The 23,567-nt window shown below is 64.4% G+C and carries 16 protein-coding genes and 1 pseudogene; 4 read left to right on the forward strand and 13 right to left on the reverse strand.

Annotation, left to right across the window (positions count from 1 at the left end):
* Both JWN03_RS18280 and eccE read left to right on the forward strand, forming a co-directional pair.
* Positions 1-225 (forward strand): annotated as a pseudogene (locus JWN03_RS18280) (type VII secretion AAA-ATPase EccA); the annotation flags it as partial.
* An 11-nt stretch (positions 226-236) separates the two neighbouring features.
* Complete coding sequence (eccE, locus tag JWN03_RS18285) at positions 237-1,964, forward strand: type VII secretion protein EccE (RefSeq protein WP_297616111.1); 1,728 nt, start codon at positions 237-239, stop codon at positions 1,962-1,964.
* A gap of 162 nt (positions 1,965-2,126) precedes the next feature.
* Here eccE and JWN03_RS18290 read toward each other — a convergent pair whose 3' ends face one another.
* The 13 genes from JWN03_RS18290 to JWN03_RS18350 form a co-directional block, all read right to left on the reverse strand.
* On the reverse strand, positions 2,127-4,049 hold the full coding sequence (locus JWN03_RS18290) for a serine/threonine-protein kinase (RefSeq protein ID WP_297616113.1): 1,923 nt from the start codon (positions 4,047-4,049) through the stop codon (positions 2,127-2,129).
* Entirely contained in the window at positions 4,046-5,923 is a 1,878-nt protein-coding gene (locus JWN03_RS18295) for a serine/threonine-protein kinase (protein WP_297616115.1), read from the reverse strand. Before JWN03_RS18295 ends, JWN03_RS18290 begins: the two co-directional genes overlap by 4 nt.
* Positions 5,920-7,098, reverse strand: a complete 1,179-nt coding sequence (locus JWN03_RS18300) for a DUF7373 family lipoprotein (RefSeq protein ID WP_297616117.1) — start codon at positions 7,096-7,098, stop codon at positions 5,920-5,922. Before JWN03_RS18300 ends, JWN03_RS18295 begins: the two co-directional genes overlap by 4 nt.
* Positions 7,099-7,263: 165 nt before the next feature.
* Complete coding sequence (eccB, locus tag JWN03_RS18305) at positions 7,264-8,793, reverse strand: type VII secretion protein EccB (RefSeq protein ID WP_297616119.1); 1,530 nt, start codon at positions 8,791-8,793, stop codon at positions 7,264-7,266.
* Positions 8,794-8,910: 117 nt separating this feature from the next.
* The gene (locus JWN03_RS18310; protein WP_297616121.1) at positions 8,911-9,225 is read right to left on the reverse strand and encodes a WXG100 family type VII secretion target; all 315 of its coding nucleotides are present in this window, start codon (positions 9,223-9,225) and stop codon (positions 8,911-8,913) included.
* A 40-nt stretch (positions 9,226-9,265) separates the two neighbouring features.
* On the reverse strand, positions 9,266-9,586 hold the full coding sequence (locus JWN03_RS18315; RefSeq protein WP_297616123.1) for a WXG100 family type VII secretion target: 321 nt from the start codon (positions 9,584-9,586) through the stop codon (positions 9,266-9,268).
* Between the two features lie 94 nt (positions 9,587-9,680).
* Positions 9,681-10,469 carry an ESX secretion-associated protein EspG gene (locus JWN03_RS18320; RefSeq protein ID WP_297616125.1) on the reverse strand — a complete coding sequence of 263 codons (789 nt, stop codon included), beginning with the start codon at positions 10,467-10,469 and terminating at the stop codon, positions 9,681-9,683.
* The gene (locus JWN03_RS18325; RefSeq protein WP_297616127.1) at positions 10,466-11,503 is read right to left on the reverse strand and encodes a PPE domain-containing protein; all 1,038 of its coding nucleotides are present in this window, start codon (positions 11,501-11,503) and stop codon (positions 10,466-10,468) included. The genes JWN03_RS18320 and JWN03_RS18325 overlap by 4 nt, the downstream gene beginning before the upstream one ends.
* A 14-nt stretch (positions 11,504-11,517) precedes the next feature.
* Positions 11,518-11,841 (reverse strand): PE family protein, encoded by a 324-nt coding sequence (locus JWN03_RS18330; protein ID WP_297616129.1) that lies wholly within the window; start codon positions 11,839-11,841, stop codon positions 11,518-11,520.
* Positions 11,842-11,866: 25 nt separating this feature from the next.
* On the reverse strand, positions 11,867-13,153 hold the full coding sequence (locus JWN03_RS18335) for a hypothetical protein (protein ID WP_297616130.1): 1,287 nt from the start codon (positions 13,151-13,153) through the stop codon (positions 11,867-11,869).
* Positions 13,154-13,245: 92 nt separating this feature from the next.
* A complete protein-coding gene (locus JWN03_RS18340) occupies positions 13,246-13,557 on the reverse strand; it encodes a type VII secretion target (RefSeq protein ID WP_297616132.1) in 312 nt (103 codons plus the stop codon).
* A gap of 110 nt (positions 13,558-13,667) precedes the next feature.
* Positions 13,668-13,955: a YbaB/EbfC family nucleoid-associated protein gene (locus tag JWN03_RS18345; protein WP_297616134.1), complete on the reverse strand. Its 288-nt coding sequence runs from the start codon at positions 13,953-13,955 to the stop codon at positions 13,668-13,670.
* Between the two features lie 24 nt (positions 13,956-13,979).
* On the reverse strand, positions 13,980-14,258 hold the full coding sequence (locus JWN03_RS18350) for a hypothetical protein (protein WP_366914445.1): 279 nt from the start codon (positions 14,256-14,258) through the stop codon (positions 13,980-13,982).
* A gap of 935 nt (positions 14,259-15,193) precedes the next feature.
* Between JWN03_RS18350 and JWN03_RS18355 the strand changes: the two genes are divergently transcribed.
* Complete coding sequence (locus JWN03_RS18355; protein WP_297616257.1) at positions 15,194-22,960, forward strand: WXG100-like domain-containing protein; 7,767 nt, start codon at positions 15,194-15,196, stop codon at positions 22,958-22,960.
* Positions 22,961-23,019: 59 nt separating this feature from the next.
* A complete protein-coding gene (locus JWN03_RS18360) occupies positions 23,020-23,559 on the forward strand; it encodes a hypothetical protein (protein WP_297616138.1) in 540 nt (179 codons plus the stop codon).
* Positions 23,560-23,567: the final 8 nt, after the last annotated feature.

Genomic DNA, 23,567 nt, shown 5'->3' on the forward strand with positions numbered 1-23,567 from the left:
AGCGGGCTGTCCCGCCGCGGTGTGGATATGGCCGGCAACGGCCGTTTCATCCGCAACCTCATCGAAGCCGCTGAGGAAGAACGAGAATTCCGGCTCGCCAATGACGAGTCGATCGACCTGAGCGAGATCGACGAGGCAGCGCTCATGCGCATCGAGGCCCCCGATATGAAGGCCGCGCTGACCACGCTGCTCACCTCGCTCGGTCTTTCTTCTGCCACAGACTGAGGGGGCTCGCTGTGACTAATGCCGAACTGCGTTCGGATGAACTCTGGTTGTTCCGGGTGCTACCGCTGCGCCTGGTCATACCGGTAGGACTGGTGGGGGTGCTGGCTTCGCTGGTGACCGTCGCCTGCCATACACCTTGGTGGGCGGTGGCTTTGGCAGGAGCGCTGCCCGTGCTCATCGGCCTGGCGCCAGTACGCGGCGAGGCCATCGGCCTGCGCCTGGGTAGCTGGGTGGCCTTCCGCTGGCGGCAGTTCGGCCATCGCGCGGAGGACGAGTCGACCCAGTTCGATGTGCCGCTACCCGATGGCGGCAGCTACGGATTGCGTTGGGACGGAACACTGCTCATCACCATGCTGCGCATCGAAACCCCACCCGATACCCTGACCCTGCTGCGCCGCGGCTCGCTGAGTACCGATCAGCTGCTGCCGTTGGCCGAAATCGCTTCCTGCTTAAGGCAATACGATGTCGAGCTGGATTCGGCCGATGTGATCAGCACAGGTACCCGTACGGCGGGCACCGAGGCCGTACTGTCCGGCTACGCGGCCAGTATCGCGCCGCTGGGTCGCCTGTACGACGAAATCCTCGGCCCGCTACCGGCTATCGCGCACCGCACCGTGTGGCTGGTGCTGCGGTTGAACCCGCTGTCCAATACCAAGGCTGTACACAACCGCGGAGGCGGCTCGGAAGGCGCACTGCGCGCCGCCATTGTCGCCACCCGCCGTGTCGCCAATCGCCTTGCTGCCCGGGGTATTACGGCTTCAGTGCTCACTACGGCCGAAATGACCGCAGCTACCCGCGAATTGACCCGAGGCATCCCACTGAACGAGTTCGTGGAGACCCCGAAGTCTCTCGAACACAATGGCGTTCACCTCACCAGCTTCCAGGTCGACCCGGCGCTCTTCACCGCCGACGGCCTGGCGTCGGTCTGGTCCGTCCGCAGCCTCGCGACGACTGTCACCGTACGACTGCGTCCGGTCGAGTCCGCCGCATCCGGCACCGACCGCCAGGACGAGTTCATCGAGGTCGACGCCCGAGTCCGCTACGACACTCCCCAGGCCCTGGACGAGCCGCCGGTCCTGGGTTTGCGCGAACTCCCCCAGCGCCAACTGTGGGCGCTCACAGACACTCTCGCCTTCGGTGCGCAAGAGCTCCAAACCCGCACCCACCGTGGCCCGGTCAGCGCCCTGGCCGATATCGCGGTACCCACAGCGGGCTGCGGTCAGCTCATCGGCGCGGACGCCACCGGCAGGGGAATAGCGGTGCCGCTCATCGGCAATGGCTCCCGCCGCATCGACATCATCTCCGACCTGCACTTGGCCCAGCAGGTCATCCTGCGTGCCATCGCCCTCGGCGCCGGCGCCGTGGTGCACACCGCCCGCCCCTGGGCCTGGCAGAACATGGTCAACAATGTCGGAGCCACCCACGCCCTCTCACTGGCCTCATCGGTCACCCACAGCTCCCGCAACAGCGTCATGACGGCCCGCACCCCCCATCCCGCCGCCACCGTCATCGTCTTCGACGGCGTCCCCTCCACCACCCCGCCGGGCTCGGCGACCGTAATCACCCTCCACGAAACCCTCCCGCAGAACTACCAGCCCGACGCCGACGTGACGATCGTCCAGCACCCCAACGCCCCACATACGGTCACCGTCCACACCCCCGCGAGAAGGACTACGGCACAGCTGGTCACCACCCCGACCGAACAGCACTACATCGGCGGAGACATCAGCTACCGCTGAAGAAGCATTTGACACCTGCGTGAAATGCGGGCATGGGCGAGCAGAATCTGGGCTGAGCTATCCGTCCAATTATGGAGGGCGTCAATCGCTCCACGATCCAACGCCGTTTTCGCGTAGCGGTACCGCCGGTGACGCCGAAGACGCTACGGCCACGCCGGTAGCTCAGTGCTTCGGCAGGTTGCCGACGATCTCCTGCATGATGGATTTCGTTGAGGCGCATATCGTCTGGTAGACGTCGCCGCCTTCGCCGGAACCTTGCAGGGTCAACTCGACCAATTCAGTCTTGCCGCCCGTGGTGCGATAGGGGTATTCGAGCGCGCAGATCGAGTCCACGACGTGGTTGTCCGGAATGGCCTTCGTGCCGTTGCCCAGGTCGATCGAGGAGTTCGTATTGACTTCCTCGGGTTTCACCAGATTGAGCTGAAGCTTCACCTCGGACGAGCCCTGCCAATGGCATTCGTGCGCCGAAATCTCGGACGGCGTAACCAGAACCGGTCCGACTGTGCCGTTCAACCGCTCGTTGGAGACCAGTCCGCACGGATCGATCTGGCCCAGCGATATGGCGTCGATCCGCTGCGGTGGCGCACTGCGCGTGGCGACCAGCCGAGTAAGCACCTTTTCGGCGAAGTCGCACGAGGTCATATTGCGCATGGAGACGACGATGCCCCACTTTTGGTTCGTGCCCGAGAGGTCGACACCCCGGTCGCAGTCGGAACCGCCGGTGTCGCCGTAGGCGAGGATCGGCATGCCGTCCACAGTTCGACCGGTCGGGTTGAGCGAGGACGTGCTGTAGCCGGGCCTGACCGCCAAGTATTGGCGACCGGTCGTGACTCCGCAGTCCCAGCCCAGGTAGGTCTCGGTCTTCCACGTCGAAACATCTTCGGGCCAGCCCGAATCCGGGAGTACCGAGCCTTGCATCGACTGCTGGAGCCACGCGCAGGCATCGGCATTGCGCATCCGGGTGAGCACCGCGGTTGCAGTAGGTGGTCCGGTTGGCTTGTCCGACATTCGAATCCAAGTGATGCCACCTGCTACCAGCAGCAGCACCAGCAGGACGGCCAAACCCGCCCGCAGGACTATCGTGCGCCGCCGCGACGTCTCCTTATCCGATTCCGCCGGATCGGCCACGGCAAATCCCGTGCCCATTAGGGTGGACCCCTGGCCATTCCCCGAAATGATTACGGTGGCATCAGGGTTAGCCGTGAGGGCGGTGAGCCCGGCAAGGCTGCGTTGGATGCCGGCCTGCACCGGTGCGGGCCACGGCGCGGCACCTTCCGGCAGCCAGCCGATCTGGTCCAGCAGTTGTGCCGGAGACGGCCGATACTGTGGTTTCTTGTTCAGGCAGGGACCTATCAGGTGGCGCAGCTCCGGCGGGACCCGCTCCCAATCCGGTTCCGAGTGCACGATATTGAATAGCGTGTACGCCATCGACGTTGCCGAGAAGGGGCTCTCCCCCGTCGCCGCCATAACCAGCAGCGCGCCCAGCGAGAAGATATCGCTAGCTGGTGTAATCACCTCCGCCGAAGCCTGTTCCGGCGACATGTACGCGGGAGAGCCCAGGACGGAACCGACTTCGGTCAACCCGCTCGGGTTCTCATTGAGCTGCGCGATACCGAAGTCGATCACCCGCGGACCCTCGGTCGTCAGCATCACGTTGGCGGGCTTGAGATCTCGATGCACCAGCCCGACCCGGTGAATGTCCTGCAAGGCCACCGCCAAGCCCGCGGCCAATGCCAGAACGGCAGGGACCGGTAGCGGCCCGTACTCGGCCACTGCTTTGTCCAGTGGTTGGCCAACGACGAAGACCGAAGCCAGCCAGGGGTTTCCGCCATCGACGTCGAAATCAACGACCGGGGCCGTGAACGCCCCCGACACTCGGGTGCTCGCGTGCACCTCACGCCGGAATCGAGCCCGATACTCGTGCTCGCCCAGCAGATGCTGATGGATCTGCTTGATCGCCACGAATCGCCCATCCGGCCCTATGCCGAGCAGGACCCGGCCCATACCGCCCGAACCCAGCACTCCCAGAACGCGATAGCGGCCGATAACTCGGGGCTCGTCCTGAGCGAGCGGTTTGACAGTCATGACTTCGGCAAGCGTGGCAGAACGTCGGCGATCAGCTTCTTAGCCTGGTCACAGGCCGTATCATTGGCCCCCCAGTCGCTGATCCGGACCATGACGATCTCCGCATTCTCGTCGGCGGTTGGCCGCCCCTGGTATTCCACCTCGCAGTTGCCATTCGCGGCCTTCGTCCACAATTTGTCGATATAGATCGTGGATTGCCCTACCTGAACGATCTGGTATCGGCTGGTGTCCTTGTCGGGCCGTAGCCTTTCGGTCAGCGTGACTTCCACGGTTCCGGTGCTGCCCACATAGTGGCAGTCGCCGGCGGAACTCACGCGCCGCGCGGGATCACCGGCGAGGCCGCCCGCGAGCGTCGGGTCGAGCAGTGAGCACGCGTCGGCATGCAGGATCGAGTCGTGCGGCAACTTCAGCTGCGGGGCGTAGACGGTGAGTTGCTGCACGACGGCCGTGATCGCCCTCTCCGCCATCTGGCAGCTGTCGACGCCTGTCGGTGCTTCGGTCTGCACCGTCAGGGCATTGTGTCCACCGTTCTGGGTGATGACGGAGAGATCACACGTCAGGCCCGGGGTCTCGTTGCCGAGAATCGGCGTCCAGCCCACGGTTTGACCGGTCGGTTTCTTATTGCTTTCGACCTCGTCGGCAGAGGTGAAGTTGTCCAGTTCCACCGAGATCTTGTGATTGCCGGAGTCCATAACCGCGGTGCTACAGCCGGCATATTGCTTCTTCGGATCCCTGACCCGCGTGCCCAATTTCGGGACCACGAGATCGAGGAGCTTGCAGACATCGAGTTGCTGCAACTCCATTGTCGTGACGGTCAGCGAGGGATCGGCCAGCGGCTGCGGATGCCCGCTCTGCAAGGCTAATTCGCGCATGCCGAAGATTCCCGCGCCGACCACCACCAAAGCCGCCACAGCTGCGGCCGCCCACCGCAGCATATTGCGCCGCCCGGACTTGGCGAGTTCCAGCTCGTCGTGGAACTTGAACTCGCGTTCGGCGGTGCGAACCCACCAATCGGAGTCGGCGCGATGTGCCTCCATCCGGGCGCGCACCGGCTCCGGCCACGCCGGTTCTGGCTGAATCCGGCCCGCTGCCTCCAGCAATTGTTCCGCCGTGGGACGCTGCACCGGATCCTTGGACAGGCACGCGTCCACCAGTTCTCGCAGCTCTGGCGGCACGCCGTCGGTATTGGGCATGGTGTGCATGACGCTGTAGAGGATCTGCGGTGTAGACAGGCCGGGGAAAGGACTGGAACCCGTCGCCGCCATGGTCAGAATCGCGCCCACCGAGAACACATCGGCGGCGGGCGTGAGCGGCTGGCCCTCGGCCTGCTCGGGTGCCATGTACGCAGGAGAGCCGATGACCGACCCGGTGGCGGTCAGCCCGTCACCGTCCTGCGTGCGGGCAATGCCGAAGTCGATGACCCGGGGGCCTTCGGTGGTCAGAAGAACGTTGCCCGGCTTGAGATCTCGGTGCACCAATCCGGCGCGGTGGATCTCCAGTAGTGCCGACGCCAACCCGGTCGCGAGCAATCTCAGCCCACCCAGATTCATCGGCCCACACTCGTCGATGACCGTCTTCAGATCTGGGCCATTGATGTATTCGGTTGCCAGCCAGGGACTCTCGGATTCGGCATCACTATCGACCACGGCAGCGGTGTACGCACCGGTGAGCTGTCGGCTGGCCTGCACCTCGCGGGCGAACCGCCCCCGGAATTCTGGATCTTCGGCCAGGTGTTTGTGAATCTGCTTGATCGCCACCAGTCGTCCAGTCGGCGTGCGGCCCAACAGCACCCGGCCCATGCCGCCCCGGCCGATGACCGCGAGAGTGCGATTGCGCCCCAGCCACTTCGGATCCTGCGGCGTCAGCGCCTTCATGCCGTCCCTCCCATGACCGAATACTGCGCGGCGGCCAGTTGACGCACATCGGTGTCGGTATTGCTGTACACCATCGCTACGTACTCGCCGCGCATCACGATGCAGCGGAAACGCCTGGCCTCCACGGAATTCGGCACAGGCTTGGTAAGTTGGCCGCAGGTCACGTCGGCGAGTCCGGATACACCCTTCATCGGCGTGAATTCGGGACCGTCACGCAGTTCGCCGAGAAATCCAGCGTAGCTCTTGGCCGTGGCCTCGTCGCGCATCTTGAACAGGTGCTTGTTATAGGAGACCGCCACCTCGGTGACGCCGTGATCAGTGTTCTTCCTGGCATCCTCCGCGGGGCTTGCCAGGAACACGGAGTAGGCGTGCACCCCATAGACGACGAACTTCATGTCGGTGGGCGTGGGCTCCTCGGTCTGTACCACCCGAGTCAACAACTTGTCCGGATCTAGTTGCATCTTAGGCAGATCCGCCGCCGGAGTCGGGGTGTAATTCGCGAGCAGATCGATCTGTCGCTGGTACGACCGGGTGACCATGTCGATCAACTGCCCGAGATCCGGATCCTGCAACTGCGCGTACACCCGGATCACCAGCGACTTGTAGGCCATGACGCTGCCGAGCGTGGGAATGCCGGGCCGCCAATGATTGATGGCGGCAGGAAAGGCATCCACCGCGACCGGCGCGTTGTCGGCATTCGCTTGGAAGTCGGCGCGATCCATATCGGCCGCCGCCGCACCCGCGGCCGCCTCATCGGGAAACTCGAGTAACGACACGGCCAGGAACTTCTCCGACTGCCCTGCCGCATAGGACTTGTTCGCCGCTAGCGCTCCGAAGGCCGCGAGCGGGCCGTGGCCGTCCGCGGCGTCCGATTCCGGGCCAGAGATGAACGAACTCTCCAGCCCGCGGTAGTTGGCGAATACGCCGCCGCCACGCCCCACTTTCAGCTCCGGATCGATATCCGTCGCATAGAGGATGTGCTCGCCCAGCCGCAACGACTCCGCCAGCACACCCCGGGACCTACTGGGCTTCTGGTCGTAGTCCGCAGCGCCGGGCTTGCCGGAATAGGGTCCGTAATCCGGTGTGTCCCCGCCGCTTCCACCACATGCCGCTACCCCCGCCAGCATGACGAACCCGACCGCCGCAGCGGCGGCTCCCCTCAGCCTGAACCGCATATACCCCTCCCGAGCCCTCCGCGCTTTCTCGGCGGACCCTCTAACAAATTCGAACTGCGAGCCGTACCCCCAGCGATCCGGCACAACCGACGCACAACCTAACATCGGCTGGGCGACACGACCATTCGGCACCGCCCGCACAGAATCGCCAAATAGGTCCGCCCGTCATTGACCGGTCGGCAGAGTATCGCGAATGGTCAGGGCATCCTGCGCGGACAGTGTCGGACCGGGGACCAACTGGCCGACGATCTCCCAGGGAGCCAGGCGCGGTGCGGTGCCAAGTCCGAGAACCTGTGCGGTAGCGAGATCCGGTATGCCGTAACGAATTCCGTTGTCGGCGATGTAGAACAGATTCTCACGACGCGGGCTGCCCGGTTCGATTCCGGTGGTTCGCACGAACTCGCCGGTGGACGGCGGCACGAAGACGGCGTCGATGCGATCACCGGTCGGGCCATCTGCGGTGGCCAATGCGACCGGCGTCTGCGAATCACGCAGCGGCAAGCGCGTACCCACGAGCAGTTGGACCGAAGCCCGATCGGCAGGCCCCTCGGCGGCGTCCGCCTGCTCCTTGCCAACAGCGCTGTTCTTCGCCCAGGTAATACAGGCGACCGGGTTGTCCTCCGCGGTAATGATCTTCGGCGCGACGCTCGGGAAGTCGTCCACCGGTAGCGAATGCACGTTCGGGATTCCGGACAGCATGTCCGGCGTAACGGACCTGATGTCGGCCATATTCTGGGAGTTGGCAGCACGAATCACCTCGGTGGTGAACTCCGAAATAGACTGAATGCCATCGGCCAGCACGACATACAGGTGGGACCGATCCGACCCGTTCAGTGCCGAGACCTGGATAACACCGCCGACCGGCACACTGCTCAGTCGACCGGGACCGGCGTCGCCGGCATGCGGGATAGTGGGAGCAACCAATGGCGGCACCTTGATTGCCGCGTCCACCAGATCTGTCGATATGGGTCGCGGCCGTTTGCCGGTCAGATCGAGCGATTGCATCATGCCATCGCTTTGAAGGTTGAACTCGGCACGCTTGCCGTCGTAGATCAGATAGGTGTGATCGACCCCGTTGCCGTCAACCTTATGCGCAAAAACGGCGGTGGCCGGATCGGATTTCTTCATCCGGTCGCTGAGCTCCAGTCCGCCGGAGATCACTGTGGTGACCGCGCCGGCCGACGACGCCGCACCGCCGGATGCGGACAGCTGCACTGCGTCACACAGGGTCCACTGTGCCCGATCGCCCTGTCCAGTGCCGGGCAAAGACGCTGGCGCACCGGGGATTCCACGGAGAGGACCGCGCGGAACCGAATCGAGCTTGCTGTCCTTGATCGATTTCGGCGACTCACTGGTACCCGTTATCAAACGCGCCGAAGCGAGATTCAACGCCGGATACATGGTCAGCTTCGTCTTGTCGTTCTTGTCCCGGACTACGGCATAGAGCGCGCCACTGTCCTTGCCCATCACAATGTTCGCGTCACCGATCGAGCCCTGGGGCCGGATGAAGGCCATGATCGCGGCGCCCGCTACCACCAGCACCGCCAGCACCGCACCGGAGATCAGGGACCGGAACTGTGCGCGCATCGGATCGTGCAGCATGCGCACATCGCGGCGCATCAGCGCGTGATCGAGTCGTCGCAGCAGGAAGCGGTACCCATTGACCTGGGCACGCGTGGTCAATTGGGCTGGCACAAATCCTCCGTCGGGACGAAAACAACTCGCATAACACTATCGGGGTGATCAGCTGACGACGGCGCACCCCTCCCAGGGGAGGGGCGCGCCGTTTTCAGTACAGAACGATCGGCTTCTTCAGAAGTTGCCGAAGCCGTCACCGATCTTCTGGTCGGCGCCGAGGGCCTCGTTCAACGCCGACTCCACGAGCTTCGCAATCTCGTTCAGCTTGTGCACCGCGCCGCTCGACCCGTCGTGGCCGTCGTATTCCTTGCGCCAGTTGTCATACGTTCCCATGAAACCGGTCAACGAGTCGCCGGTCCACGCTGCCGCCATCTGGTCCTTGGCGCTTGTCATTTCATCTCCGGCGGCCGTCAACTTGCCAAAGTTCACCCGGAGCTCATCCCTCAGCGTCTCGATGATTGCCCGGTCATACCGCATTCCGTCGCTCATTATTAATCTCCTCTGTTGATCCGCAGTTGAGTTCTATCGCCTACACCAGGTTGGTGTGGAAGCCGATCTTGTCGAAGCCCTGCGCGTTCGTGGAATCGACACTCATGAATTCAGCTTTGCCGACTCCGACCTGTGTCTCGATGTCGCCGAGAAGCCTTTTCAGCGCGACGACCTCCTGGTCCCAGGTATCGGCAGCCTTTTGGAACGCCGCTGCCGCATCGCCCTGAAAGCCTGGTCGCGCGGCATCCACAGACTGCTGGGTGTTATCGAGAATTACCTTGACGGTCGCAACAACCTCCGCCATGTGGCCCTTGGCCTTCTCGGCAGCGGCGTGGTCGGATGAGACAATATTCGCGCCCATGGTGTACCTACCTTCACGTGTCTGTATGGATCAATAGGCGATGCGGCCTTGCATCACCCATTCGGAGTGGATCAGCTGTCTTCTTGCCGATGGCTTACGACAGCCACCTCCCCCCAGGCAGCTGCTCGATCAGCGCCGACATCGCTTGCGCGATGCGGTGCTCGGTGCCCGGTGTCAATGTGGACCAGACTTGCTGGTCCGGTGCGACCCCCGGGGCGGCCACAATGCGGCCTCGTGCGGTGTCGTACACCACGACGGCCCCGGGTGATCGGTCTGTGATGCCGTCGGCGTAGGCGTAGGCCACCACTTCGGCATAGGAATGGCAGGACGAGAGCGCGAGGCCATATGCTGTGGCGTCGGTGTCGGCGACACCGAGGCTGTACACGGTGCTCGCGTAATCTTCCGAAGTCATTGCGGTGTCGAAGCGTTCGGCCAAGTCCGTGGACAAGGCACTGAAGCTGGCGACATCCGCGGGCGGGCAGGGACCAAGGGCGTCGAGTATCGGCCGGGCAAGCGATTCGCCCGACCCGTCCGACCAAGTCGAGCGGATCTCGACGCTGTCCCCGCGGCGGACTGCCAACACGTGTTCCTCACCGCGCCTGGCCAAGCACACTCGCACCTGGCCTTCGCTGGCCACAATACGCACTGCCAGTTCACGATCCGGCTGGGCCAGCACGAAAAGCGCGGTGGCAACGCCCGGGTCGACATCGCCGCGAGAATCGAGCACGTGACCGGCGATGAGCTCGGCGCGAGCCTGCTCCTGCGCCAGCGCCAAGTCCCGGTACGAATCCTGCTGTGGCCCCACAGATAGCACCAGCGGTAAGGTCTGCACACCGAGCTGGGCGGCGAGCGCGATCACGCTGTCATTAGTGAGCGTTGTCATGCCGTCGCCACCTCACCGGTAGATGGTGCTGCGGGTTTGACGTTCTCGACGCCCGTGCTCGAGGCATTGAACGCGATATCCACCGGTACGCGTTGCGCATTCGGATCGACACCACCGAGCACCGCCGGCCCGACCTGCATGCCCGAGGTGAGCCCGAGCTCCGCATCACTGGGAGCGCCAGTCAGTCCGGAGCGCGTGGTGTGCTCGTCGTCGCCCTGCGTACCACCGGCCGCAGCGCCCGGAGCCATTGGCATGGAGGAACCCGTCTGAACCGTGACCGGTTGCGTCACAATCTTTTCCGATTCCGCCGCGTTCACCTGCGCATTGCCGCGCACGCGGAACTCGGTCTTGACCGGAGCGAAGTCGATCAGCCCGATCGGCATTCCCGAGATTCCCGGCATAGCCGGAATCTCCGGCGTCGTCGTCGCCTCCGGATCCACAGCTGTTGCCTGGTTGCCCCCGGTATCCATCCCCGCAGTGATCTGCGGCGGCGCCTGCTGGTCCCACGGTGTTGCGAGTGATTCCGTCGCCCCCTCGTAGGTGCGCATCACCCGCGCGGCAATGGCTTTCGCATCATCCGCAGCGGTATCGGTTTGTGCGAGTTTGGCCAGCATGGGTGCGCCGACCGCAGCGCCCAGCTGCTCGAGCAGCTCCTTGAGTTGCTTGATCTTCTCCACATCACTGGCATCCGGCATCGCCAACTTGGCGATTTCGTATGCGGCAGCGTGCGCTTCGGCCTGCGCGGCATTAGAGGCCGCATCGGCCGCCAAGGAAGCAAGCCAGTCACGCAGCGCCCGGATACGTTCGATGAACGGCTTGCTGTTCTTCGATTCCCAAGCGCTGTCGAGGATTTCGAGAATCCGCTCGTATTCGATGGCGGCCGCGCCGAAACCGGCGCTGAGACGCGCCCAGGCGAGACCGGCCTCGGCGGCGGGCACTGCGCCCGCCCCCGTTACCAGGTCTCGGGCCAGCTGCTCGGGCGGTCTGGCTTCCCAGACCGTCCCGGTGAAGCCGGGTTTCGTCGTTTCCAGCATCGAATACTGTCCGTTCAGACCGTCGGCGACGCGAAGCTGAGCGCGCTCTGCTCCTCGACCTGCCCGAAGTGACCGGCCTGCGCGCGCAGTGCGGCGGCCAGCTTGCGGACCTCGTCCACGCCGGCGCCGCCGGACGTCTGGAACGAACCGGCGACCGAGTTCAGCGTCTGCGCGGCCCGCACGGAGACCTCGTCCGCACCCGCGGGTGCGATATCGAGCTTGGCCTGCTCGACCGTCATCCCATTGGAGATCCGGTCGGCCAGCGCATCGAGCTGCGTGGCGGCCTGCAGTGCGGTCGTCGCGTCGAAACGCACGCCCTCGAATTCGTTGGTGCTCATACCAATCCTCCTCTATCCCCTGATCTCAGAGCGTGAGCGCTTTGTCCGGCGGCTCGTCGACGGCCTCGACCGCGCCGACCACCGGAATGGAAACACCCTCGATAACGCCGACCACTTCGTCGCCGTGTGCGCCGGTGACCAGAGCGGTACGCTCGCCGCTCGCTTCTTCGTCTCCGGATTTGTTCGCCAGACCCGCTCCCGAGGACATGCCAGGCATGCCCGAGGTGGACCGAGTCTGAGTCGCTTCGGTTTGAGCTGCTGCACGCGAGATCGGCGAACCAGATCCGAGCCCCTCGCCTGTCGGAAGCTTCGCCCCCGACGGGGAACTCAGCGGATTCGACCCCAGCCCCGCCCCCATCGGCATGCCGTTCGGAATCCCCCCGCCGCCCCCGCCGGTCGAATCATCCGCCTTGACGGTGGTGGTGTCGAGCGGTTTTCCATCGGTCGTCTTATCGTCGGTGGTTGTGGTCTTGTTGGCCGTGGTCGCCGTATCGGTATTGGTAGTCGATGTGGTCAAGGCGCTGACCAGCTGCTGGCCGGCCGTGCCGACACTACTGAGCGCGGTCGAGCCGGAACTCGCTACTTCGCTGCCCTTTTCGACAACCTTCTCCGCGGCGGTCCCACCGACGCTGAGGAACGGCTGGACCATCTGGGTCACCTGGTTGGCCAGCGACGCCACATCGGCGACATTGGGTGCACCGGTGATCGGGACCTTCATTCCGGCCGTCACGGCCGCAGCGGTGTGCACGGTCAGTTCAGCACGGGTATTGGCCGCGATGACCCCGGCCTCCGACAATGCGTCAGAGACCATCAGGAGCAAGGCCGGCAGTCCGGCCGGGGTTACCAGGAAGGCGATGTCCGCGATCACCTCTGTGACAAATCGTGAAATGAGGGCGGAGAGTAACGCATACCCCTGTGCGACAGCCCTTTCGGCGTCGAACAGGATCACCTTCAGCTGATCACCCTGCGCGGTGACCACCGGAACGTCGGCTTCCACCTGCTTGCTCTTGGACTCCGCCGCCTTCGCCGCGTCGCCCTGCCAGCTGTTCGAGACCGCGCTGGTCGCTGCCGAACTGGTAGAAGCTGCCGAGGTGAGCGCCTTGCTGATCGAAGAGAAGATCGAGACCAGCTCGGTGCCCATGCTGGAGGCGCCGGTGCCCATCGCGGACAGCAGACTGATCGCCGGCTGAATGAGCGTCGACGGATCAATCGTCGGCAGCGTAGGCATCTGAAGGCCGGACAGGTCCGGCAATGTGATCGCTGGAAGCTGAGGCAGCTGAGGCAGCCCCAGACCCTTGATCACGTCTGCCACCGGTGTATCCACCAGCGCCCCAACCGGACTGGTACGTACAACGTCCAGAACGGTGGGACTTGGTGTCGTGGTTACTACACCGACGGATTCACTCACAGGTTACTGAGGAAGGTCGTCGCCGAGGCCAGATCGGTGCCCGAATACGTGCCCACCGCCGAGAACGCGCTGATCGCGGTTTCCCCGTGCACGGCAGCGATTTCCGCCGCCGATGACATGTAGTTTCCCTGAGCGCCCGCGAACGCCAGCAAGAAGTCCTGCCCGATCAGCCCGAACATCGGCACCGCCGAAGCGAGCGCGCTGATCGAGTCGGCCGCAGCCGCACCCGCTACCTGCGCCGCGATTCCGGCATGTGTGGTGCCGTAGCCCATGATTTGTTCGAAGTCCGCCTTCACGTAATCGGCCATCGGTGGTCCCTCCCAGGTACATCGATCTTGAATGACACTACAAGCACCAAATTGGTTGTGCCAGAGAGTAAAACGAAAATTCTGGCGCAAAACTGCGTTAACGGACGGGTCTACCCGGCCATCTCCTCGTTGAACTGGTTGACGATCTGACCCCGGCGCTCGAACGCCGCCCGGGCCGCCGCAGCCGCCGTGGTGACCACGACCCGCTCGAATTCGTCCGGCGACATCCGCGAAATTTCGTGGCTGAACTGCAGATCCCGCAGCGCCCCGTTTCCATCGACCTCTGCCATCACGGCCCCGTCCTCGGAAGTCTCGCGCCCCCGGACAGCCGCCATCTGCTCGGCCAAATCCTGAAATCTGTACAACTGCCGACGAACCCGTTCCTCGAGCTCATCCATCGACCCGACCACGTGTCCCCCTCCTCACACAGTCCGAAGCCAGCTCTGCGGCTCTGTATCGTAGTCCTGCTCCTCGACAATCTCTTGTCGAGCGACGTCAGCCTCGGTGGGAAGGCCGGTGCGCGCCAGGGAGGCAGCGCTCATCCCGGCTTCTTCCAGCTGCTTCCGCTTCGCCAGCCCGGCCCGGGCAGCAGCCCGCTGACACAGGCGCAGCATCTCCCCAGCCAGCTGCGATGGATCCCTATGCAGCTCAGCCGGATCAACCTTCACAGCAAGCGGCAAACCTTGCTCGGTGGTTTTCACCCGAATCGCCCCAGAAGGCGTCGCCGCACTAACCGAAGCCCAACCCTGCCCAGCAGAGCTGGAATCCGCCGCCCCCGCGTCGGTCATGCAGAACCCCTCCCGTTTAGCTATGCGTAGAGATACCATACGACGTCCTCAGGCGCCAGCGATATTCAACGCCATGCGCCCTTGGTCACCCCCATGAGACGCCATCCGCACCTTGCCTCGCAGGCATCGGCACCGCCGGCCCAAGTAATATCAGCCTCCGGTGATCAAACGGACCGCCAGATCCTTCGTCGCTTCGTCCACCCCTGCGACCTGGCAACGGCGAGTAGCTATGTGCCGCAACAACTCCGGCCTCGGCGAAACCCCATGCTCGTGCAGGTAGTGCGGTACGGCTCCCGACCGAATCCACACCCCACCTGTGCGGATTCCAAATAGGCCAACACGGCAGCCCACGAATTCGGATCGAGCGCCGGCCGTTCGACGAGGGGACGGCCGTCAGCGCCACGGCCGTCGTATACCCGCGCCATGCGCGGTGACCGGCGAAGCTCTGTGGAGCTGCAGGATTCGGCACAGGCAGCGAGGCGAGCAGCACAGACGTAGCGGGTCTATCGCCGGATCACGTTGTGGCGCAACACTGCCGACCCTGGCCGCCGCTGGCACCGGATATCCGCGAAGGCACACGATCAGCTCGCGCAGCGCCCGTTCCCGCCAGCCTGGATTATCGCGGGCGACACGGACGCGGGTTGCCGTCACCATTCGTTCCTATTCCGCCGCATCGCATTATGCCATTTGCTGAAACAAAAAGTGGCCCAGTCAGTTCGAGTCGGACGCAGGCCGATGCGCGACGATTAACCTTATGTTCGCCTGATGTACAACCCATGCGGTGGATGAGCGATAGAAGATCGTCGAGGAGCTTCATAGGTTCTCGATCGGGGTGGGTCGTGGCGTGGATGACCGCGCTCGGGGATCGCTTTCCGAGCTGGCTGCTGACAGCGCTGAATTTCGGGCAAGCGTATCCGAAGGGTGACGAGGATCGGCTCTTCGAACTCGGTGACGCCTGGCACCGAGCCGCGTCCACGCTGGAGCAGCTCGAGCCCGATCTGAAGCGCGTCGCCGGCGCTGTCCCGCAGTACTACACCGGCGACGGAGCCACCGCGGTCAGCAAGGAATTCGACACTCTCTTCGATGCGGGGTTCGACTCCTCGATTCCGAAACTCGTCGAAAGCCTGCACAGACTCGGCCACGACACCCGCGCTACCGGTACCGAGATCGAGTACATCAAGATTCAGGAAGAGGCGTTCGCGGTCCTCACCCTGTACACCGCCGTCTCGCTGATGGTGTCGATGTACGGCGACGTGCTGCTGCCCGCCTTCCTGGCCGCCGCGCGCGAAGCGATGGCCGAAATGGCGGAAGCCGCCACAGAACGCATCGCGGCCATTGTGGCCCGCTCGGGCTTGGACACCCTGGCCAAACCGTTGCTTCGAGAGGTCGTCATCCCGCTCACCGAGAAAATGGCAACCAATGCTCCGCTGCGGTACGGGGTACGAACCTTGGGAGGGACGCTCGGAGGAGCCGTGCTCGGCGCCGGTTTGGACGCAGGCACCCAGGTCGTTCAGATATTGGAAGGGCATCGAGACGACGGCTTCGACTTGAAGCGGACCTTCCAGACCTCGATCTCATGGGGCGCAGGCGGATTGCTCGGCACGCCCGTGCACCTCGGGGCCGCAGAACTGCTGACCGATCGTTTGTCCTCACGACTGGGCGGATTGATCAGCGGCGGCGTGGGCGGAATGGCCGGAGGCGTCGGCATGTACGCCGGAGGTCTCGGCAACCAGATCTATGACCACTTCGCCGGCGGCACCCGAATCGACTGGAGCTTCGATCCGAAGCTGCTCGTCGGTGGCGCGGTACTCGGCGGATTGGGCGGGGCCAAACACGGCCTCGACAATGGGGGCGGCTCGTCGGGCGAGGGCACCGGGCGTGGTTCGCCGCGCTCCGATGTTCCGGACGGCGGCTCACCGAAACCCCCTGTCATCACCCCGGATTCAAACGCGGACGGCAAGCATCTGTTCCGGGCCTTCACCAAGGAAGCCCACTCGGACGTCCTCAGTAGTCAACCGGAGCACATCCAGCAGCTCGGCCGGAACCTCACAGAGGAGGCGCTGAAGATGCGCGCCGAGGCATTCCAGCAAGGCGGGTTCAGCGAACAGCAGGTCTCCAAGCTGGAAGAGCTGCGCTCACAGTGGCGCACAGTCGTGCCGCCGGAGGGCACCGCGCCCCACCCCGGCAAATCTGGAACACCCGAATTCCGCGCCGGATCACCCGATACGACGGCGCGGCCCCCGGAGCCGACGGTTCGGCCGAGCGCCGTGGATCGGAGTACGACACCGACCGGCCCGGGTCCGAGCACCCAATCGCCATCCGTCCCGCAACGTACTGGGCTCCAGCCGGATTCGGCTTCCGAAACCAGCAGGGCCGGAGGGGCGCCGGTTACCGGCGCAGACAACCGCGGCACGAACGTCGCTGCTACACAGCGTGGGGAGCGCCTGCCGGCGGTCGTGGCCGAGGAACCCCAACCCCCCGCGGCCCGCGAGCGCGGGACTGGTGCGCTTCAGGCGGATCCGATTCCGGACATCGTCCCCGCCGAGCTTCCAAAACACGCGAATCCTGCTGTACCGCAGGCTGATCCATCCACCCACAGCACGCCGGTGACAGTGCGTGCGGCGGGCGGGAACTCGACCGCGGCCTACGATGCGCTCCGCCGCCGTGCGGGTGACGAATTCACCACCACCCTCCAGGTACGTGTGCACCTCGACGACGCCGAAAGTCTTCCACCCGAACATATTCAAGCCATCAGAGACAATCTTCGGGCCGCCGTCCACGAAGCATTCGATATCGGTGCGACACTAAGCCACGGCGACCACGTGGAAGTCCATATCAAGTACACCGCCGCGGCGGATGACGCGCACCTGAGTATTCCGGTCGGCCATCCGGACGGCACTGAACTCCACTCCTGGTCGAGAGAAACCGACTCCGTTGCCTTGGTTCGGCAGCTGCGCGGTCATCTCGGATTGCCCAACGAGAACGGTGAATTCGCCCTCACCCCCGCGGATCTCCGCCTGATCAGCCACGATGTCATGGCTGCGAACACGGACTCTCCAGTGCGGGGCCTGCACCACCATGACGAGCAGTTCGGTCCCAGTCCGCTGCTCGATCAGCTCGAAGATCCGCGCTACCAGGAACAGATCCTCGACGCGGCGCGGCAGGACGACCACTACACCACCGACTTCGATCCACGCACCCAGCCCGCTGCGCGGCTGGTCAACGACGGGGGCCCGGAGGTTCCCGGCCGCCGCACCAACTGCATGGAGGCAGCCCTCTCCGGTTTGTTCACCTTCAAGGGCAAACCGACTGTCGCACTGGCGATGCGCGCCGAGATCCATCTCGACGGCACCGTCGCCTACTCGACCGGTGAGCCGTCGGAACGCGCGGTCGCGGTTCTCGGCGGCCCGTACGTCGAGTTCCCCGGGGATATCCCCGCGCAGTACCAGCGGCTACAGGACCTCATCGCCGAACTCGGGCCGGGCTCGGCGGCCTTCGTCCGGACGAGATGGCAGATGCTCGATCCGGACACCGACGAACGGATCTTCCGACCCGATGGCAGCGCGCGGTTGCGGGGTGGGCACGCCAGCTTGATCGTTTATCCACGAGACGCGCCGGGACCGGTCTGGTGGGATCCGCAGAGTCATGAATTCTGTACCGAACCACCTGCCGAATTCCTGCACAGGTCAGGCTTTCTGAATGCCATTCCCCTACTACCGGATGGGAGCCCACACTTTGCCCGAACCATTGAGCACGACACAGGACGCTTGGGACTACCTGGCTCAAGTCCTCTCGATCGGCCGGTCCTACGACCTCTACCCGTTCGAGCTGGGATGGGTGATCGCCCCGCGTCTGACGAGGGAGGAAGAGGGGCAGGACGCCTGGGTGGTGCTGGCCCAGATGGTGCTGGACGCCCGAACCAGGGTGATCTACCAGTTCCCGAGCTGGTCGGTGATCAAGGTGAAGGAGCGCTACCTGGAGATGGTGCGGAAGGAAGCACCGCTGCAGGGGTACCAGATCTATCCACATCGGATTCGTCTGCACCTGGACCTGACACGCCACGAACCGGACCTGGTCGAGTACGAGATCCGGATCGAATCCCTGACGGACACAACGGAAGTGACTCCGGAGTACACCCTGTCCATCGATCGCCGGACCATGCGGTATCACCCGACGGACACCTGGTCGGCGATGGCAGCGACCTGGGCGATCGACCGGAGCCAGGGGAACCTGGTCTGGCCGCTGGCGGGGCACGTCGACTACTGACCGGTTTCGAGTCCGAAGAACCGGGAGGGGAGCTGCTCAGCGGCCTCCCCGAATCTCCGTGGGATCCCATCGGCCCAGAGCAGCATCACCAACCCACATCCCATGAGGTTCGCAACGAATTACGCAGTGCAGCAGACCAACTGGCCGCGAGGCACACCGAGATCGCCACGGTCGCGGACGCTCTCGCCGACATGGCGCGTGAGCTCGGCACCGATCCGGAGGGTCTGCGCGCGACGGAGCTGCAGCGGGCTATGGAATCGGCGCTGAATGCCAAGGACGCCGAACTCGAAGAGCTCAGCCGACGCGGCAACATCCCCTCGGGTGAGATGGTCGCGTATTGGGACGAACTCCATGCCCAGGAAGCTCTCGGCCTCGAGCGCCTCGAATTCCGTCGCCGCATGTACGCGTCTTTCAGCCGGCTTCACGCCGAGTCGCAGCAGGTGATGAACATTCGGATAGCGGCGGAGACCATCGCAGTACAGGACGTCCTCGAGGCCATGGGTGCTCGACCGGCGGGACCTGAAGGCGTCGGCGTCCTATTCGGCGACCCGGTCCAGGTCCTGGTGGTGTCGCGCACGGTCGTCCTGGACGATCCGGTCTCACCGGATTCGCGGCAGCGGTTTCTGTCCAACGGCGTCAAAATGCGCTATCTGCAAGTGCGCGTCGAGGATTCGGGTGAGGTCACCGTCGTCGACGTGCGCGGGCCGACCGAATCGCCACAGGCTCATACGACCAGTCCGCAATCCATATCGGCGCCACCGCAACAGCGCCGCGCCGCTCCGCAGCCGGCGCCCGGCGCCCGCGCCCCGGAGCCGGTCGACCTCACGGCACAGCGCGAAGATCTGGTTGTACGGCGAGATGCGATGCAGCAGTTGCTCAATGAGCGTACCGATGCGTTGGGCATCGAGCCGACGCTGCTCGACCCCCGTCCCGGCGAATCGCAGGAGAACTGGCGCACGCGGGTCGACGATGTAGTGGCCGCCCTGCACCAACGACCGACGGCGGGCAAGGGCGTGACCGGGTTCCTGCCGCGAGTCCCGGTCGAGGATATTCCGCGCTTCCGGAGCGCCGTGGACGAACTCGCCCAGACCATCGCCGACCTCGATACGGCGACAACGGCCGTCCACCAGGCCGACACCCGCATCGAGGCGGCCTCGTGGCTGGAGACCGAGCGCGCCGCCCTCATCACACGCGGAGAAACCCTGCGGGAGTTGCGGGATCAGATTGCCGCGACATTGGGCCTGACACCCGATCGGCTCGAGCCCGCTGTCATCGATCACACACTGGCTCGGCTCCGAGACAACATCGACCCGCTCGAGAGCACCGTCACCGATCGCGCCGTTGAGGAACTCGCCGAGAAGTCCACCGATCTACAGCGAATCACCGACGACATCGCGACCATCGACGCCGACCTCACCTCGGTCGCAGCGGGCGAAGTCCCCCACGCCTACCACGACCAACTGGTGAACGACCGGAAAGCTGTGGTGCAGGAACGCGAATTCTGGCGCGGCAAGCGTGACAATCGCGCCGCGCGGTTGAATCTGCCGGACCCGGACGAAGCACTCGGGCCGGCGCACCTGCCCGATACCCTGGCAGAACTCCGTGAACAGGTGACAAGCTTCCACACCACCGTCACGATCGGCGACGACCCAGCCGCGTCGATATCCGAACACTTGGCACCACAGGAACTCGCCCGCCGCAACCGCGCCATCGACAATCTCGAGGACGCGGCGGAGCGATTCAACGAATTGAGTTCGGCCCTGGCCGAATTGAACGAGCGCCTGCCATCGAACCTGCCCCGCGAGTCCCCGTACCCCACCTCACTGGCCGAGGTGGAGCGTCTGAGCACCGATCGCGCGAATCTCTGGACCACCAATACCGAACTGCGTAAGCAACGCGCCGAACTCGCCCGGCAGCTCGGCGTGGACCTGGCCGACCTGGGGCCAGACCGCCTGGCACGCACCATCGACGACCTGTACGACACCAAAGTCCCGCCCCGTACTCGAGACGCGTTCAACGACCGCGTGCGCCGACTGGCCGAAGTATCTCGGCAATTGCACCCGATCGACAATGAGATCGGCCGCATTCAGGACCGCCTGGCCGAAATATCTGGCGCTGGAAAGGAGATTCTCGACGCCGCCGGCGCACGCCGACTTACCGAACGTGTCGGAATCGTCGATGGTCATGACCCGCGGGTGATAGTCATCGGGCCCCGAGAATCGCTCGAACATGCAGCAGTCGAACATGATTCAGCCCTAGCAGACGCGATTCGCCATGACGCAAGGTTGGCGAACGCGATGCGCCTGCCATCGACAGTCGTCGAGTACCACCGAATCGTGGCCGAGTACGACGGTCGATGGCGAACCGAGCAAGGCCTTTCACCTAAGCGACTCCTTGCTCGATACGGCTTGGAAAGTGTGGCGATATGGCGTGACAGCCAGGGCATTTGGCACCACATCGAACCCGATCGGCCGAACATCGGCGGGGGCTCGCAGTACAAGCCAAAGACTTACTCTCCCAAGGAAATCCCTGACGGAATGAGCACAAGCACGCTCGACACCAACCAGGCCCTGCTACAGGACCCGTTCATGCACGGCCACCCTGGTGAGGTCGATCGCGCCCTCCTGACCCCGGTCCCGGCCGGCGGCCGAATGGACGAGGACGTGCTGCACACATTCAAGGACCCGTTCGCGGGTACGGCCGGAATGGTGTTCAGGCTCGCCGTCGAGGCGCCGAAACTACTGGGGCTCAAGTTTCATCACCCCGACGACCCCTACACCTTCCACGTTCGCGTCAATCCGAAGAACACAGCCTGGTACAAGAACTACTTCGCGGACCATCCCGTGATCCGGCAACCGATGGTGCGGCAGTGGGAGGCATGGGAGCACGGCGACACCAGTACCACAGACTTCGACGTGGAGAAGCAGCAGCAAGCCGTCTCGCGATGGGCGGGGGTCCGGGAATGGGCGGACCAGCAATACGACGTCTTCCGAGCCGATGACGGCGACCTCGAACGGATTCGGACCAATCTCACCGCGAAGCGGGACGCCATCCTGGAAGCGCAGGCGGACAAGCTGATCGACAAGGCAGCCGAGGAGGCTGACAAGCATATTCGCCCGGATCTGGAGCGCATCGTCCGCACCTCCGGGGTACAGCTGCGCGACGAACGGCCCGAGACCATGGAGGCACTTCTCGATCACATGGCCTTCAGCGATCGCCTGGAAGTCCTGGATCTCTTGTCCGAGCCCGCATTCACCCAGGATCAGCTGCGCCAGATCAAAGACCATCTGATGCGCGACGAACTTCTGGTCAACGATCCGCGCACGGGCGATCCGGTCCGGCGTCCCCTCGACGCGGTCGCCGACGTCGCCGAGGCCTGGCATCGACTCATCGACGGCACACCAGGGCCGGCGGACATCCTGCTACTGCGGGACGCGCTGGCCGAATCGAACTACCTACGCGAACATCCGGGCGCATTCTGGAGCGTAGCCAACCAGCATGCGATAGCACTGGGCTACGACTGGGACAGCAACCGGACTTCGCCGGCGGCCTGGCGGGCGAAGATCGACTACACGCCTTTGCCTTTGGAACCAGAACCCGGACTCCCATCGCGCCCGTCCAGGTTCGAAGCACCGCAACAACCCCACCTACCGCGGGGACCCGAACCAGAGTCGCAACCACAGCCCGAGTCCGAGGCACCATCGCAGTCCGAGGCAACTTCTCAACCAAAACCCGAAGCGGATCCCGGGCGATCGCTCGCAATGCCCACGGCCCCGGTGCAGGAATCGAATATCGAACCACGCCTGGAATCCAGCCCAGAAACGCCGGTCGAAGGTATCGAAGATCCGAAGCCCTCTGCGGCAGAACCGGATTCCTCTCATATTCGCCGACCATGGCTATGGGGCGTGGGCACTCCCCGACAGCCGCCCAATCCGCCATGCGGCCCAATTCCGCCGAGCGGACCGGTCCCGTCCGAGCCTCCACCGAAGCCGCAGCCTGGACCTGGCAGCTCAACGCCGAACACGTCCGAGCCGCCCAAGGATTCGACAACACCTCCCGGAGCCGAAAGCGACTCCGACGGTGGACCTCCCGCCGCACCGAACCCCGCCCCGCCGGAAGCAAGACCGACCCATTCGCCGGACCCACTGGACGCACCAGACGACACCGAATCGCCGGATATCCCGTTCACGCCGCCTGACGATGCTCCTGTCGATCCGGGAACGCCGGGGAATCCGGAACCCTCGGACCCGTCCGAGCCGCCCGGGGTATGGATACCGCTGCCACGTCTTCCGGACTGGCTGGGAACCGGTTCCTCCGGCGGCTCGTCACCGAACCAAGGTGTTCCCTGAACCGGATACGCTCAGCCACGCGGCATGATCCCACCGTCCACCGAAAGCAACGGAAGCCGATGAGCGACACGAACAACAACCGCCCGGTGACATACGCAATGCGGTGGGACCCGAACACACTGCGCCCGGACCAGGTGATGACAGACATCGACGCACGATGGCGCAACCAGCGGGGATTCCACTATGCCGTTGTACTAGGCGACGTCGAGCATCCCGAGGTCGTCCTGGACATCGACTGGCGAAAACAACTACTCATCACCTATTTCCTCGACGAGTTCAGCCGATTACGCCTGAAATACCAGTTCCAAAAGATCGACGACGAGTCACTGTTCATGACCACCTCAACGTTGTTCATGTACCAAGGCAGCGCTCACGCACCGGCGGACTCCGCCTACCTCGTCGACCAGTGGCAATACCTGCCAACCGGCCGCGGCCACCGCGAGTTGTGGGAGGACGGCAAAGGCCTGACGGAAGTCGACTTCGACGAAGCAGATATCGCCCTCTGCTGGGAACCCACCCCCACCTTCGGCGCCTGGACATCGATAAGCCGCATGGACCGAACCCAGCCACTATGGACCCCACCACCACCGAGACGCTAGCCCGGCAG

This window comes from Nocardia sp. (assembly GCF_025465275.1).
Classification (GTDB): domain Bacteria; phylum Actinomycetota; class Actinomycetes; order Mycobacteriales; family Mycobacteriaceae; genus Nocardia.